Raw genomic sequence first — 16,849 nt, forward strand, 5'->3', positions numbered from 1 at the left:
TTTTGAACAGAAAAGAATTACTTAGTTAGAAGTAACGGTTACTAATTTTTAAAATCAAACACTCAATGCTACAGCGAATTTTTTCAATATTGCTTTTAGTCTTAATCACTTCGTGTGTAAAAGATGTAGATTTTGAACAAGCAGAAGATTTGTCTATTTCTCCAGTTATAGAATCGAGCTTGGTCTTTTTTGACTTTCCTGCTTCAGAATTTCAAGAACCTACAGGAACTGCTTTAGTGGTAGAGCAAGACGCATTGGAACTTAATTTTTTTAATGAAGAGTTTATCAGAGACAATTTGGTACGTGCAGAATTCTTTTTTGATATTTCAAATACTATCAATAGAGCTTTCCGTTTGGATGTTGTGATGTATGGTGAAAATGGAAGTGTAACCTATGCGTTTGATATTTCCATAGGAGCTGGCGGAACTAATGAAGTAGTAGAAATACATACAGAAATCTTTGAAGATGCAACGCTAGATCAATTAAAGAATACAACAAGTATGCAGTTTGTTTTAACCATGTTTCCAAGTATTACTGGAGAACCATTAGATGACACAAGTACTGGAAATATAAAAATGCGCTCCAAGGCAACACTTTTTTTCGAAATAGATACACAATAAATAATCAATAGCTTTTTTAGTGAAAAAAATCAGTTTCATACTATTTCTTTTCTCTTGTTTTGCTTTCACGCAGCACAAGCAATTGCTGTATAATTTTACGGATATTCCGCAATCATTATTGTCAAATCCTGGTGCCGAAGTAAATTACAAATGGCATGTTGGAATTCCATTAGTATCTCACATTCACCTAAATGCTGGTGCATCCGGAACTTCTGTATATGATCTTTTTGCTGACAATGGTGTTGATTTTAATGAAAAACTCAGACGTGTTGTGTATAGTATGGATCGAAATGATTTCTTTACCATAAATCAACAATTAGAAATATTTAGTGGCGGATTTGCTATTGGGCCATCTTATGAAAAAAATAAATACCTGTCTTTTGGATTGTATCAAGAAACAGACATTCACTTTTATTTCCCAAAAGATTATGCCGTATTAGCATATGAAGGAAATCGTGATAATATTGGACGTGTATTTGATTTAGGTGATTTGAATGCGAAAGGCGAATTGATTTCCGTATTGCATGTAGGGTTAACCACAAAGTTGAATAAAAAGTGGACGTATGGTTTTCGTGGAAAAATCTATTCAAGTATTTTAAACTTTAAATCGACCAACAACAACGGTGCTTTTCTAACTACGGAAGGAACAAATAATATTTACAATCATACATTTGATTTGGATTTGGCGTTTCAAACTTCTGGATATGCTTCTTTGATCGACTTAGATAACGATGGGCAAAATGATTGGAATGGAAAAGCGATTAAAGAATTACGCAAGCGTGTACTTTTTGGTGGAAATTTAGGCTTAGGTTTTGATTTGGGTTTCACCTATCATCCGAAAGAACAATGGACGGTAACGGGAAGCATTCAAGATATTGGGTTTATTCATCATACCAAAGATGTCGAAACATACACACTAAAAGGCGCCTATACATTTGAAGGTGTCAATCCGCTATTTCCAAACAATGGTTCTGGACAAACAGCAGCAGCATATTGGGAAGAAATTAAAAATACTTTTGAAGATTTATTCGAACTGGATACCATTACTAAAAATTATACATCTTGGCGTTCGCCAAAATTAAATGGTTCTGTTTCGTATAAATACGGTAAAAAAGTGTTGAAAGAATGTAATTGCACCGCCGATGATGGCGATTATTTAAATGAAGTTGGTTTGCAAGTGTATGCCATTGGAAGATCAAGAAGACCGCAAACGGCTGTAACTGCCTTTTATTACCGTCGATTGTTTAGCTTTTTAAGTGGAAAAGTTACATATACGGCTGATAGTTTTTCGAAAACAAATATTGGGTTGGGAATTTCTTCGCATATTGGCAATGTCAATTTTTATCTAATGGCAGACAATCTCTTGGAATATCAAAATTTAGCCAAAGCAAACTACGCTTCTATACAACTCGGATTTAATTATATTTTTCCTCTCGCTAAAAAGTAACGAATTCCAATAAAATCCTTATTTTGGAGCCTCAAATACACAATATCATTATTATGAAACGTTTTCTAGCAATTAGTATATTTCTATTCATAACGGCTTCTGGTTTTTCACAAAAATTAGACAACTACAAATACGTAGTGATTCCGTATGAGTTTGAATTTTTAAAAAAACATGATCAATATCGTGTAAACTCGTTGGTGCGTTTCCTATTTAAAAAAGAAGGATTTCATGCACTCTATAATTCTGAAACGTTTCCGCAAGATTTAGCAGATGATAGATGTTTGGCATTGTATATAGATATAGATGATGCATCAGGAATGTTTGTTACAAAAACTAAAATTATCTTACGAGATTGTTCAAATCAAATTATTTTAGAAACGCAAGAAGGAAAATCGCGAATAAAAGCATACGAAAAAGCATATAATGAAAGTCTTAGAATCGCTTTTGCAGATGTGAAAGCACAAAACTATTCGTACAAACCTGCCAAAATAAAAAAAGTGATTGAGCCTGTAAAAGAGGTAATTACAGAAGCTGTTACAGAAAAAATTGAAGAAGTAAAGCAAGAAGTGACTCCTCCAGTAAAAGAAATGGTTACGATTAAAGAAGTAAAAACAGTTGAAACCATGCCTGTAACCAAAGTAAAAGCAGGTGTATTGTATGCACAACCATTAGAAAACGGATATCAATTGGTTGATAGCACGCCAAAAGTGGTGATGATTCTATTAAAAACAAATATTCCGAATGTATATCTTGTCAAAGGTAAAGACGCTATTGTGTACAAAGAAAACGGTAAATGGATGTTGTCTAATGTAACCATGTCTGGAAACCAAGTTTCTGGATTAAATGTGAAATTTTAGCTTCGACTTCGCTCAGTTAGCTTTTCTTTATAAATTGTTTAACTACCTTTTATACAATTAGTACTTAAATGTAGCGTTTGACTTAGCTCATTAGTATTCATACTTATCTTTCCAACGATTTTTTAAGAAATCACGAAGGCTATTTTCGCGTGGATTGCTTCCAGGATTGTATATTTTAGTGTTTGAGACTTCATCTGGAAGGTATTCTTGCGCTACAAAATTGTTGTTAAAATCATGCGAATATTTGTAATCTTCACCGTATCCTAAATCTTTCATCAGTTTTGTTGGTGCATTTCGCAAATGCAACGGAACAGACAAATCGCCAGTTTCTCTAACAATTGCTTGCGCTTTTTTAATAGCCATGTACGAAGCATTACTTTTTGCGGAAGTTGCCAAATATACGGCACATTGACTTAAAATGATGCGTGCTTCGGGATATCCAATAATAGAAACTGCCTGAAACGTGTTGGTTGCAATAACCAAAGCGGTCGGATTGGCAATTCCGATGTCTTCACTTGCCGAAATGAGCATTCGTCTTGCTATAAATTTTACATCTTCGCCACCTTCAATCATTCTGGCTAGCCAATACACGGCACCATTTGGATCGCTTCCACGAATCGATTTTATAAAAGCAGAAATAATGTCGTAGTGTTGTTCACCAGTTTTGTCATATAAAACCGTGTTTTTTTGCACACGACTTAAAACGAGTTCGTCTGTAATTGTAACTTCTTCCGTTCCTTCCGAATTGATAATAAGTTCAAAAATGTTTAGCAGTTTTCGTCCATCACCACCAGAAAGTTTTAGCAAGGCTTCCGTTTCTTTTAGCGTAATTTTCTTTTGTGAAAGTTGTGCATCTTCAACAATAGCACGTTTTAGCAATCGTTCTAAATCATCTTTCCCAAAAGGATTTAAAATGTATACTTGACAACGTGATAATAGTGCAGGAATGACTTCAAAACTTGGATTTTCTGTAGTTGCACCAATTAATGTAACCCACCCTTTTTCTACAGCGCCAAGCAATGAATCTTGTTGTGATTTGCTAAATCGATGAATTTCATCAATAAATAAAATTGGATTTTTTGTGGTAAATAAACCACCATCTTGTTTGGCACGTTGTATAACTTCACGCACATCTTTTACACCAGAACTTATCGCGCTAAGCGTATAAAATGGACGCCCAGAAGTAGTTGCAATAATATTTGCCAGCGTAGTTTTTCCGGTTCCTGGTGGTCCCCAAAGTAGGAGTGAAGGAATAATTCCTTGTTGAATTTGGCGTGTTAGTACACCAGTTTCTCCCACAAGATGTTCCTGACTTATATAGTCTTCAAGTGTTTTGGGACGAATGCGTTCTGCTAATGGTTCATTCATGGGATAAAAATAAGATATTCGTAAGTAAGTGACAATTTTTCATGCGAACTAATCTTGGCTAATTTTTTGACTGTTTGATTTAAAATTTTATATGAAGTCCAAACAACAACACCCTTTTGTGTTTACGCCAGAAGTAGTTTTACTACCTTTTCTGTTTATACTGATCATTTGGTTTGTGTTTTGGACAGAAGTTCGCTTCGGGTTTCGATTTAATAATTATGGAGTGTATCCAAGAACGTTTACCGGATTGCGCGGTGTTTTACTAAGTCCTTTTATTCATGGTAGCATGCGACATTTATGGAATAATACGATTCCATTATTTTTGTTGAGTGCCGCCGTTATTTATTTCTACAGATCGCAACGTTGGACAATTTTTATTATAGGATTACTAGGTTCTGGATTTTTGACATGGATTATTGGTAGAGAAGCCAATCATATTGGTGCAAGTGGATTTATATATGTGTTGATGAGTTTTATATTTTTTAAGGGGATTATTACCAAATATTACCGATTTGTGGCGCTTTCACTAATTATTATGTTTTTGTATGGTGGAATGTTGTGGTATTTATTTCCTGTTGAAGAAAAGATTTCATGGGAAGGTCACTTAGGTGGATTTGTCACAGGATTTTTACTGGCTGTTTTTTTACCAGTTGTATATGTAAAAGACACCTATGAATGGGAAAAGGAAGAGTTTGTCCCAGATAATGATCCATTTATGAAACATTTTGACGAGCATGGAAACTTCATTGAGATTTTGCCTGATGAAGTAGAAGCGGAGTTGCCTACACTAAAGGTGAATTACATTTATGTAGAAAACGCTAAAACAGACGAAGAAGAGTAATTTATCTTATTGACGTTGTCTTACAATTTCATATAAAAATGCGCCACAGGCTACAGAAACATTCAAGGAAGCAATTTCACCTAACATGGGTAATTTTGCTTGGTTGTCTACAATTTTTAAGATTGAAGGCGAAACACCTTTTCCTTCTGATCCCATTACAATGGCAACAGGTACAGAAAAATCAATATCATACAAATTGTGTTGGGCTTTTTCAGTTGCGGCAATAATTTGTATTCCTGAACTTTGAAGATGATAGATGGCATCTTTGATATGATCTACTTTACAGATAGGCATTTTAAAAATTGCACCAGCGGATGTTTTTACGGCATCGGCATTTACAGGAGCACCACCTTTTTTCTGAATGATGATTCCGTCAACACCAGTACATTCGGCAGTTCTGATAATTGCACCAAAGTTACGTACATCACTTAGTTGATCTAATATTAAAAATTTTGGTACACGCCCAGATTCAATAACAGTTAACACTAAGGTATCCAAATCATGAAATTCTACAGGAGAAACCAACGCCACTACTCCTTGATGATTTTTTTTGGTAAGCCTGTTTAGTTTTTCGGGTGGCACAAACGAAGTACTGATTGCGTTTGTGCGCAAAAGTTGGTCTAATTCGCTGAATAGCTCACCTCTAAGACCTTTTTGTATAAAAACTTTATCAATAGTGCTTCCAGAGTTTATAGCTTCTATAATAGCTCTAATACCAAATATTTGGGTGTTATTGTTTTGCATGGGACAAATATAAAATAAAAAACCACCCAATTGGGTGGTTTTTTGTATATGTATTGTAATAAAATATTATTTCTACAATGGTGTGTAAACAGATACACCGTTTTCTCCGTATCCTTCACAGAACCAAGAGATAGTTACTACTCCAGTAGCGATGTTAACTTCGTTAACACCTCCAGTTAGAGGAACACATGCTCCATAACCATCAGATTGATCTGTCCATTGGATTTTGTTACAAGAGTTGCTGAATGTTACATCAAAACTTGTAGGTCCAGTTCCATAAGCAGTTGTATATGGACCTCCATTGTAAAGACCTCCTGAGAAATCTTGAATGAAGAAAGTTCCATCTCCGTTATCGATGATTTCAGTAACTTCAGTATTTGGGTTGAAGCTAGGTAAGAAATCATGGTATCCGTAGTTAGTAGTTACGCTGTACATTCCACCAAGGTCTAATGTAAGGTCACATACTAAGTTTACAGTGTGCGTAGTTGTAGAAGAACCATCAGATAATCCAACAGAAATTCCTCTAGTAGCTGATTGTAATACGATATCAAAAGTAATATCTGAAGCTACTAATGCAGTAGCAGCAGTTGGAACTACGTTTAATTCGATTAAACCTATATTAGAGTCAGCGGCAATTTTAACAGAACCACTGGCTGAAACAGCATCACTAGAAGATCCTAATACGTCTACAATTGTATAAGTTACATCAAGATCACTCTTGTTAATTGGAGCAGTAAAGCTCACAGGAATTGAAATTGTAGTCAATTCGTTATTAACAGATTGTGTTGTAGATGCACTTGGAAATTGTATCCATCCTAATTCTGGATTAGAAGAAAATCTACCATCATCATCTTTTGCACAGCTATATGCAAGTACCAAAATTAATGGCAAGACGAATGCTTTTATTATTTTTTTCATAACAGGGTTGTTTATATTTTAGTTAATGTCAATGTTTCAATAGCAGTACCACATGAATTTTCAGGGTCAAATAGATAATTAACTGTTAGTACCGTGTCAGAAGATAAATCGTAATTAGATCTATCAGCAGGTGCAGGAGCTGTCAAGATTATAAATGGAGGATTTCCTTGAGTACAACTAACATTGACATCATCCACGTCTTGAATACTAAATTGATTACATATTAAATTTACATCTATGTCAACTACAGTAGCAAATGCAAATCCAGGATACCAAGTAGCTTGAAATCTTCTGCTATTAGGTCCAGTAGAAACAATTGTAACAGTTTCATCTGTAAAATTTAATCCAGAAGTATCTTGCAACATGTATTGACCAAGCATATAAGTATCTGGAGTTGGACAAACTTCAACTAAAGTTAAAGTGTGAGATGCTGTACTTCCAACAATTCCAGAAGAATCTTCCACATTTAACAATACTGTTCTACCTGCTGTTGTTAATCCTTCATCAATACCTGTAACAGTAAGTGTTCCAAAATATTCATTAGCAGGAATAGTTACTGTAGAATTGAAAGAGTACATAGCTGGATCAGCGGTAGAAGCAGCATCAGCACTTACAGTTATAGTTCTGTCAGAACTAGATAGTGTACTTACACCAATTTTTACTTCACCACTATTTGTTTGATTAATTTCAACTTCTATAGTAGAAGATGTTTCATCAAAGAAAGCTATTGGCTGGCCATTTACGCCATCATAGATCACTTCTTCAAAATCACCACATGACACCAAAAATGCACATGCGATAAATAATTTTATAAAATTTTTCATTTTTTCTTATGTATTAATTATATCCTGGAGTTTGAGTCATATTAGCATTACCATCTAATTCAGCAGCTGGAACAGGAAGTGTAAATCTATGATCGTTAGCAGCAAGATCACAATTAGACGTCCCACTTGTTCCTCCACAGTCATTTAGAGCTTGAGATCTTACGATTCCAGAACCTGTAATATCACGAGTTCTTTTAAGGTCTAAGAAACGGTGTCCTTCAAAAGCTAATTCAATTCTTCTTTCAAATAAGATATCATTGATAGCTTCGTTGATATTAGCATAAGAAGGAAGTGTAGCAGTTGTTCCAGTTCTTGCACTTCTTAATGTTTGTATCATGATTGCAGCTCCAGGGAAATCAGAAGTTCTAGCTTTAGCTTCAGCATTGATTAAAAGCATTTCAGCAGAACGGAAAACTTTGATATCATTTAAATATCTGTTTCCACCTGATCCAGGATACTTATTTACACGCTCTTGAGTATCAGCATTGAATGTAGCATCTTGATTTGTCCATATTGTAGTGTTACGAACATCTCCTGCAGGGATAATACTTACTAATTCATTAGAAACTTCAATAAATGAACCTCCATTGTTAGTAAACATCCAAGTACCACCTGCTAAAGGATCTCCTACTACTCTATCAGCTTTAAAGATTACTTCAGTATTATCTTCATCATCGAACATAGAAATATATTGCGTTTGGTTAGCAATAGGGTAATTGTTCAGTAATTGTTGAGATAATGTAATAGCTGTTGGGTTATCACCTGTATAAAGAGCAATTCTAGCTCTTAATGCAGTAAAGAAATCTTGTGTGATTCTTGTTACATCTGTGATAGATGGATCAATGAAACCTTGTGCTGTTGTAATATCAGCTTGGATACCTGTTAAAACTTCACCTACAGTATTTCTAGCTGGTTGCTCTAATACAACTACATAATCAATGTAAGGTACAGATTCAGTCGCAGCATTGTAATCCTGAGAGTAGAATGATAATAGGTCAAAATGAGCTATAGCTCTTAGTGCATAAAGCTCACCAAGAATGTTATTATATGTTGCTTGTTCAGCAGCATCTTGTGGAGTAATACTACCTGCGGCAGCAATAATACGGTTAATACTGTTGATTAACGCGTAATTTCCTGTCCAGATTTGAGTAGCTCTAAATGTATTTGCTGTAACAACAAAGTTGTGCTCATTAATACGCTGTCCTCCATTATCTTCTCCAACTTTTGTATCATCTGTTAAAATAGATGAAAAATCAAAGTTAGCTTCTGGTGCATAGTTTGAAAAAACTGCATTCATACCAATGACTAAGTCAGGTACGGTTTGAAAAGCGTTCTCTTCAGGAATCGTGTTTTCAGGTAAAATATCTAATGCATCGTTACACGAATAGGTAAATGCGAGCAGAAGTATTAATATTGATAAATTTATTTTTTTCATTTTCTTTTTTTTTTAAAAGTTAACATCTATTCCTAATGTCCATGTTTTAGGTGTTGGGAATTCAAAGAAAGTAGAGTTAATGTTTGATTCTGGATCAAATCCTCTCCACTTAGACCAAGTTAAAAGGTTTTGTGCTTGAACGTACATTCTTATACTTGAAAATAAATTTGTTTTCCCTAAAATGTCCTTATCTAATGTATATGCAAGAGTAACATTTCTTAAACGTAAGAAAGATGCATCCTCAATATAACGGTCAGTTAATAAAAGTCTAGTTGAACCAAAAGCAGAAGATGGGATATCTGTGATATCTCCTGGCTGTTGCCATTCTCTTAAGATTGAAGTAGCTTGATTAGAGATACCTACTAATGTTGGATCTTCAACTACTGCTAAACTACCATTATATCTGTATTGGTCGATAGCATAAGTGAATAATGCATTTAATGAGAATCCTTTGTACTGAATATTAGTTCCGAAACCTCCAACAAATCTTGGATCTTGAGTTTTGTCAAGAATCACACGATCATCAGCTGAATACGTATCTGTAATGTTACCATCGATATCATAGTATAATGGAGAACCATTAGCAGGATTAACTCCAGCCCAACGAACTGCGTAGAAAGAACCAAATGGGTCACCTTCTGATAAGGCAGTACGAGTAGTTTCAATTAAACCATCACCAGTTAATTTAGTGATTTCGTTTACGTTGTTTGCGATATTTCCGTTAACAGACCACTTGAATCCTTTTCTGTCATCACTTCTTACGATGTCATAGCTTAAAGATAATTCAACACCTCTGTTCTGCATTTCACCAACGTTAGCGTTGATACTACTAAATCCAGCCAATGTAGATATTGGTCTATTCAAGAATAAATCTTCAGTTGTAGTTTGGTATACATCAATAGTACCACTTAATCTGTTTTTGAACATTGCAAAATCAACTCCAATGTTTGCTTTTACTGATGTTTCCCATTTTAAATCAGGATTTCCAATTTGAGCAACCCAGTATCCGTTTGTTCCTTGGTATCCTTGACCAGATCCGTTAGTGTTTCCAGCAGCTGTAGTTCCGATTAAGTCAAATGCTCCAAAACGTGCACCAGCTCTATCGTTACCAGATGTACCGTAACTACCTCTTAACTTTAATTCATTTAAGAAATCAACATTTTCCATGAATTTTTCTCTATGAATGTTCCATCTAGCAGCTACAGACCAGAATGTACCCCATCTGTTAGTTTTACTAAATCTTGAAGAAGCATCACGTCTAATAGAAGCTTGAAGACCATATTTATCATCATAGTCATACTTAGCAACTCCAAAGTAAGAGAATAAACCTCCATTTGTAGTCGTAGAGAAAGCTGTTGGGATATAGTTGTAAAGATCACTGTTAGGACCTTCTGTTGTATTTCCTGATGTAAAACCAGCTCCAACACCTGGTAACTTAGGGTCTAAACCGAAAGCTTCAAATCCGTATGTGTCAAAGTGTTGCTTTACGTATTCAGTAAATGCAGAAACTTCTATGTTATGTACATCACTAAACGTGTTCTTGTAAGTTACAAAAGCGTTTGTGTTGAATGTTACGTTTCTTGTGAAATTTTCTTGATGCGAACCTTTGATAAGTGCAGCAGGTGGATTGTTTGTATCATTATTTAAACCTCTTAAACTTCCAGGAGTAATAATTGTAAGTGCATTAATTTGCTCAAAATCCATACCTATAGAACTTCCTACAGTAACATTTTTAGCAACTTCTAAAGTAGCTCCAATTTTACCAACTATCTTTAATTCATCCTGTACACCTGTATTTAAAGTTGCTGTGTTTAGGGCAACGATTGGTGAGTTTTGGAATCCTGTAGTTCCGTCTCCAGTTAAATCTAAAGATCCGTCTGGGTTGAAAGGATTCAATGATGGACTACCAATGTAAGCATTAATGAATGGATTGTCTAATGATCCTGTTCCTGCACTTGCTGGATTATCATTAACACTATAACCCATTGTTAAGTTAGTCGTTAAATTGAATTTGTTGTTCGCAGAAGAAACGTTCGTGTTATTTCTAAACGTGAAACGCTTTAAGTTACTACGTAATGTAATACCTTCTTGCTCAAAATATGCTAAAGATGTATAACTAGTAGTGTTTTCTCCACCCGTAGTTACGTTAACTTCGTGAGATAATGTAGTACCAGTTCTTAATAATAAATCTTCCCATTTTGTATTTGTCTGAGCAGCTAATGCCGCAATTTGAGTGTCAGAGAAGCTGTTAAAACCTCTTTGTCTTCTATATGTCAAATACTGTAAAGAGTTCATTAACTCAAAGTTAGGATCAATTGAAGTTGATTGTCCGTAAAGAGTTCTGTACTGGATACGAGTTCCAGAGTTCTTCTTACCTATTTTAGTAGTAACAATGATTACACCATTTGCAGCTCTGTTTCCGTAAAGTGCAGATGCAGATGCATCTTTTAATACAGATACACTCTGAATGTCATTCGCGTTGATACTTCTAAAGTTATCTTCATTTACAGGAACTCCATCAATAATGAATAAAGGCTCTTGGTTTCCATTAATAGAGTTTCTACCTCTTAATAAAATGGTACCACTATCTCCAGGCTGACCTGAACTAGTTTGGATGTTTAAACCTGCGGCCTGTCCTTGTAAGATGTTATCTATAGAAGCAACAGGAACTTGCTCTATTGATTCAGACTTTACTACAGAAATCGCAGATGCTACATTTGATCTTTTTTCAGACCCGTATGCAACGACTACTACCTCTCCTAATGTATTATCTGATTCTAATTGTACATCTACTGATGCAGATGTAACTCTAACTTCTTTTGCCTTATACCCTATATAACTGAACACAAGCGTCTGCCCGTTGTCAGCTTTAATAGAATATTTACCATCAAAATCAGTAGTTATACCTTTGGATGTACCTTTGATTGAAACAGTTGCTCCTGGTAATGGTAAACCGGTGTCATCGGTTACTGTTCCAGAGACAGTCTGTTGTTGTGCAAACAGAATTTGCACAAATAACGCTAGGAATAGCGTTAGAATTCCACTAAACTTTGTTCTCATTTTTTTAATTTATTTGAATTAGCTATCGCCAAAAATCCTAATTTTATGTTAATAATCCAATTTTTTTTTCTTAAAAATCAAATTGAATTGCAAGTTTTTTTGAAATAGATGGCATATTTTGGATGAAAAAAAGCTGTTACAGTCTTAGAAATGAAGGGGCTGCGATCTAAAAATACATAAAATTATCATTATCGTAGAGTTTTGTTAAATATCTTAACAAATTGATAAAATACTCTGTATTAGCTAGATATTTTATGAATTTTAGTGTTGATCCGCCATTAAGATTGCTTCTGGAATACTAAAAATGGCCTAGATTTTTCAGTATAAAGATTTTTTAAGCTCTTTCTTGACTTTTTAAGGGCGGATTTTATTGTTTTATTATTTTTGCCGTAGTCACTTTTGTATTTGAATACATTTTCACAATGTACATACCTGTTTTCTGAGTATTTAAATCAATTGTGTTTTGATTTGAAGTAATGATCAATTTGCCCAATAGATTATATATTTCAACTTTGTCAATATTTCCATGTATGGTAATGATATCTTTTACAGGATTCGGAACTAATGAAAATGGTTGACTTTCAACTGTTGGAGTGTTTAAAAGTGTGCATCCTGTAAGATTAGGATTTTGTTCTACTGGTGGACCTGGTATTAAATCTCGATTTGTAAAGGCAGCATAGTCACTTGCATATCGCAATACTCTAAAAGTTAAGTTTGGAGAAGCTGTTGAATCATCTCCTTGCGAAAGAATACCCGTAGGTGTTACTGGATTTATGTATTCCCATACAACTTCTTCTGTTGGTGTAATTTCAAAAAAACGTCCATCGTCACCATCACAAATTAATGTGTTTCCATTTGGAAGTCTTTGTGCACTTGATAAAATTCGTGAATGGAAATCGGTTTCTACTGGATCTTTGTAGGTATAATTTGTGCTTGCTGGACCATATGCAGTTCCAGAAACATATGTATATACACCTTCAGAATCTTCTGGTGGCGTTATAATATCTATTTGCGAAACACTAGGAATACGACTGAAACCATTATTAAATACGATTATTTTTCGTGCATCTTCTAGTCCGTCAGCAATGAAATGTGGATAGTGTTGACCAAATAATTTCTGATCAGTGGCAGTTCCTCTTTTGTACGATTGTGGATTTCCCCAACGGTATAAGAAATCTCCGCCTCTATTTTTGTCGCCTCCTGTGTTTGAAGCGGCTTGTGCAGTTGTTGTGCTGTGATCAATTATGTATATTTCGCTTAAAAGTCTGGAACTAATCACAATTTGATCAAGTCTTTCATCGTATTGAATTGAGTTGAAGTGTAGCCAATTTGCATTTCCTGCAGAACTTCCAAGGAAATTGATATCAAGTAGTTGCGGATTGTCTTCAACGATTCCGAAATTATCTTTAGTAGCATCAAAGTCTTGAATTAAGTGATCTTTTGCATTCCATTCCCAAACAATATTTGCTGTATTTGAACCAATAGGTTGAAGTTCTAAAATTTGTTCATTAAACAGTTTTCCTTGATTAATTTCACTTGGATTTCTTCCAGCTTGAATTGCTTCAGCTTCCGTTATAGTAGTTACGGCTAGCATTAATATATTTCCATTTGGCATGGGAAATACATCGTGATGTTGTGAAACAGTAGTAGAAGAGTAGGTGTATTCCCAAAGTAAATTGCTATTCCAATCATATAATTCTATTTTTCCACCAACTCCACCAAAGTTAATAGCTGCATTGGCAATTCTTCCTGCACGAAGTAAATTTCCATTTTCTAGTAAATAAACAGCATTACCAGGAGAAACGGTGCTAGTCCACTGATTTACAACTTCTCCACAATTATTGATGAGATACGTTTCCGTGTGTCCGGCTGGTGCATAGAGTGTATATCCGTCAAAAGTACCTTGATTGTTAACAATGGTTCCTACAGTGTTTTGGGCTTTTATACAGAAAGTTAGTAGTAAAGTGACATATAGCAAAAGGTATTTTTTCATAGCAATTTATGGTTGAGGAAATCGTAATTGATTTTCAAGTGTGAAAAGTAAAGAATATTGGAGTAAAAAAAAACTGCCTATGAATAAAATTCATAGGCAGCTTATATTTCGAATTGATTTTTATAATTAAACCAATCTATTCATTACATAAGTTTAATGCAATTGGTCCTGCTGAAGATCCTGCTGTGTAAGCGGCAACTAAGTTTCCACTTGGCGCATAGATTTCAAAAGAAATTTCTCCATAGTTATCACCTGGAAAAAACCAATCTGCAGTTAGAGTTCCTACGGGAATTGTAATGGTATCAGTTCCGTCATTTGCCTCATCGATACAATCAAATGTATCTGGCTCGTAAGGAGTACATAAACCAACTTTAAATACAGTTCCGTCATCTAAAGTGATCGTGATAGGAGCAGAGCTATTACCAATAGTTTGCCATCCATCTCCATAAGAGTCATGCATATCTATTGTCCAAACACCTGGAGGTGGTGGCGCAATACAAACAACTGTTGATGAAAAAGTATGATCCGCTGATTGATTGTCAAAGTTTGCACTTACATCAGAAAATGTACCTTGAGAATTTGAAACTGCTAATCTGTAGTTAAATGTGTCTCCACCTTCTAGGTTAGATGCATCAATACCTAAAGCGGTAATAATATCAGATCCAGAAAAGGTTATGTTTACTTCTGGGTATTGAGCGTCTGCTGCAGATGTAAAGCTTGAAGCCTCTGAAGTGTATAATAATGCTTCTGCTGCATTAATACTTTCTCCTGTTAAGCTAACATATACTTCTACTTTAGTAATATCTGCTCCTCCTGCTGGAGAAACTAATTGATAGTCTTTAGAGAAGCTTGAGCTACCTGGGTCTAATTTGTTAACATTTGTAGAACCATTTGTAGTGATTTCTGAAGCAAAAGGCACTCCAGTATTGATCAAATCTCCAAAGTCGATAGGTAATGTCTCGTCGTCAGAGCAGCTACTGAACGCTATAGCCATAGCGCCAAGTACTAAGAATGATTTTAATAATTTATTTTTCATAATTTATTTTTTTATTGAATAAATCCAGCAGGATTGTTATCCCAGAATACTTGTTCTGATAATCCAGGTTTTTGAGTGATATTTATATTTCTATCAACCGTTACGTTAGGATATAAGAACGATCTTGGGAATCCACCAGTACCTAGTAATGTAGGTTGTAAATTGGTTGGTGCTCCAGTTCTTCTGTAAAGATTATATCCTTCAACTCCGTTTCCGTACATAGCTAACCAGTATTCTTTACCGATAATAGCCATTCTTTCTGTGTCATTAGTCGCAGCCATGTATGAAGCCATTAGATCTGTTACATAATCATTGATATCTGTAGCATCTGACGTGTTTGTAAAATCTCCAGGGTTTGGTAAAAATCCAATTACTGTTTCCATAGAAGATCTAACTCCTTGCTCAAGCATAGCGGCAGCATCATCAGCTGTTCCTAAGTATAAAGATGCTTCAGCTCTCATGAAGTATACGAAAGAGTCTAGCATGATTGGCCAAGTTCCTGCACCAGCAAGTCCTTGTCCGCTTCTAACTCTTTCAGCATCGTTGTCGTCAAAACGACCACCAACTGGATACACTCCAAACGTAGTTCTTTTAGTGTTATCTGGTGGAATACCTTGATTGTTAGCGTGGTCTCTACCCCAGTATCCATCTCCTCTACCAAATAATGAACAGAATGGTAATGGAACTGCTTGCATTGCGTCAATTGGCGCGTATGTAGCAGGTCTTGGGTCATTCCAACAGTCAATTTCAGTATCTAATGTAGCTGCATCTGTTGGGAACGAGTTTACTTGTCTGTATGTGTAGTATCTTAAACGAGGATCATCAGTACCTTTTTCAAGTGTTAATGCCCACATTAAGTAGTTAGGAATATATTCACCTGTGTTTGCAGCTTCATACTCTTCAACGTAATATGGGTGCTTACTTTGTGGATTTAATGAAGTTCCAGATACCCATCTGAAATCATCGGCACTAGAAGTAATGATATCTCCAGCTGCTAGTATAGCATTAATTCCTGCGGTAGAACCTGCTGGATCAATAAGTCTTTTGTTTAAATAATACTTAAGTTTAAGTGTATTTAAAAACTTTGTCCATTTGTCCATTGTATCACTGCTATCTTCTCCGTAAAATAAATCATTAAAGTCAGGAGTTAGGTCTGAATCAATATTAGCAAAATCAGCTAATGCCAAGTCTAATTCAGCGAAAGCTGCATCATATACATCAGATCCTGAATCAACATTAGGAAATACTGTACCTGTATCGCCTTGTAATGCTTCTGAATAAGGAACATCGCCAAAATAATCTACAAGTGTCATTAATGTGTATGCTTTAATAATTCTAGCAACACCAATGTGTCGATAGCTACCACTAGTTGTAGCAATAGGAATTAAAGCTTCCACTTCATTTAAAACATCAGCATATCCAGTAGTCCACATGCTTGCTATATTTGCGTTTGAATTATTGAAGTTTACTTCATATGTGTCAAACATGTACTCTGATCGTACAGCTTCTGCTCCAGCTTCTGTAGCTTCAGCAAAGAAAGCTTGAAAGTTGAACTGAATAAGGTTTAAACTTCCATTCTCGTTCAACGTTGTTGGCGTTGGTACATTTGGGTCTACTAGTATATCTAATTCTGTTGTTTCACAAGAGAATACAAGTATTAGTGCTAGCAACCAAAATAAGTTGTTATTTTTTATTTTCATTGTCAT

At 35.1% G+C, this 16,849-nt stretch carries 13 protein-coding genes; 4 read left to right on the forward strand and 9 right to left on the reverse strand.

Translation table 11 applies throughout. The features are described from left to right. Nucleotides 1-65: 65 nt before the first annotated feature. Genes ACQ654_RS19435 through ACQ654_RS19445 form a run of 3 tightly spaced genes read left to right on the forward strand, consistent with a single transcriptional unit; the run spans nt 66 to nt 2,924 of the window. Nucleotides 66-620: a hypothetical protein gene (locus tag ACQ654_RS19435; RefSeq protein WP_430412009.1), complete on the forward strand. Its 555-nt coding sequence runs from the start codon at nt 66-68 to the stop codon at nt 618-620. Nucleotides 621-639: 19 nt separating this feature from the next. Beyond that, nucleotides 640-2,067, forward strand: coding sequence for a DUF5723 family protein (locus ACQ654_RS19440; RefSeq protein ID WP_430412010.1), 1,428 nt, complete (start codon nt 640-642; stop codon nt 2,065-2,067). Between the two features lie 53 nt (nt 2,068-2,120). After that, nucleotides 2,121-2,924: a hypothetical protein gene (locus tag ACQ654_RS19445; protein WP_430412011.1), complete on the forward strand. Its 804-nt coding sequence runs from the start codon at nt 2,121-2,123 to the stop codon at nt 2,922-2,924. A gap of 90 nt (nt 2,925-3,014) precedes the next feature. Here ACQ654_RS19445 and ACQ654_RS19450 read toward each other — a convergent pair whose 3' ends face one another. Further along, nucleotides 3,015-4,292 carry a replication-associated recombination protein A gene (locus ACQ654_RS19450; RefSeq protein ID WP_430412012.1) on the reverse strand — a complete coding sequence of 426 codons (1,278 nt, stop codon included), beginning with the start codon at nt 4,290-4,292 and terminating at the stop codon, nt 3,015-3,017. A 91-nt stretch (nt 4,293-4,383) separates the two neighbouring features. On the opposite strand from ACQ654_RS19450, the gene ACQ654_RS19455 reads away from it, so the two are divergent. Beyond that, nucleotides 4,384-5,133 (forward strand): rhomboid family intramembrane serine protease, encoded by a 750-nt coding sequence (locus tag ACQ654_RS19455; RefSeq protein ID WP_430412013.1) that lies wholly within the window; start codon nt 4,384-4,386, stop codon nt 5,131-5,133. Nucleotides 5,134-5,139: 6 nt separating this feature from the next. Here ACQ654_RS19455 and rlmB read toward each other — a convergent pair whose 3' ends face one another. From rlmB to ACQ654_RS19495, 8 genes are all read right to left on the reverse strand, one after another. Next, on the reverse strand, nt 5,140-5,877 hold the full coding sequence (rlmB, locus tag ACQ654_RS19460) for a 23S rRNA (guanosine(2251)-2'-O)-methyltransferase RlmB (RefSeq protein WP_430412015.1): 738 nt from the start codon (nt 5,875-5,877) through the stop codon (nt 5,140-5,142). Between the two features lie 72 nt (nt 5,878-5,949). Beyond that, nucleotides 5,950-6,795, reverse strand: coding sequence for a hypothetical protein (locus ACQ654_RS19465; RefSeq protein ID WP_430412016.1), 846 nt, complete (start codon nt 6,793-6,795; stop codon nt 5,950-5,952). 11 nt (nt 6,796-6,806) lie between these two features. Beyond that, nucleotides 6,807-7,619, reverse strand: a complete 813-nt coding sequence (locus tag ACQ654_RS19470; protein WP_430412017.1) for a hypothetical protein — start codon at nt 7,617-7,619, stop codon at nt 6,807-6,809. Nucleotides 7,620-7,632: 13 nt separating this feature from the next. Beyond that, nucleotides 7,633-9,054, reverse strand: coding sequence for a RagB/SusD family nutrient uptake outer membrane protein (locus ACQ654_RS19475; RefSeq protein ID WP_430412018.1), 1,422 nt, complete (start codon nt 9,052-9,054; stop codon nt 7,633-7,635). 12 nt (nt 9,055-9,066) lie between these two features. Continuing rightward, on the reverse strand, nt 9,067-12,114 hold the full coding sequence (locus ACQ654_RS19480) for a SusC/RagA family TonB-linked outer membrane protein (protein WP_430412019.1): 3,048 nt from the start codon (nt 12,112-12,114) through the stop codon (nt 9,067-9,069). Nucleotides 12,115-12,481: 367 nt separating this feature from the next. Further along, nucleotides 12,482-14,107: an aryl-sulfate sulfotransferase gene (locus ACQ654_RS19485; protein ID WP_430412020.1), complete on the reverse strand. Its 1,626-nt coding sequence runs from the start codon at nt 14,105-14,107 to the stop codon at nt 12,482-12,484. Nucleotides 14,108-14,243: 136 nt separating this feature from the next. Then, entirely contained in the window at nt 14,244-15,143 is a 900-nt protein-coding gene (locus ACQ654_RS19490) for a hypothetical protein (protein WP_430412021.1), read from the reverse strand. A gap of 11 nt (nt 15,144-15,154) precedes the next feature. Next, on the reverse strand, nt 15,155-16,843 hold the full coding sequence (locus tag ACQ654_RS19495; RefSeq protein WP_430412022.1) for a SusD/RagB family nutrient-binding outer membrane lipoprotein: 1,689 nt from the start codon (nt 16,841-16,843) through the stop codon (nt 15,155-15,157). Nucleotides 16,844-16,849: the final 6 nt, after the last annotated feature.

It is taken from the genome of Kordia sp. (assembly GCF_965283645.1).
In the GTDB taxonomy this organism is placed as follows: Bacteria; Bacteroidota; Bacteroidia; order Flavobacteriales; family Flavobacteriaceae; genus Kordia.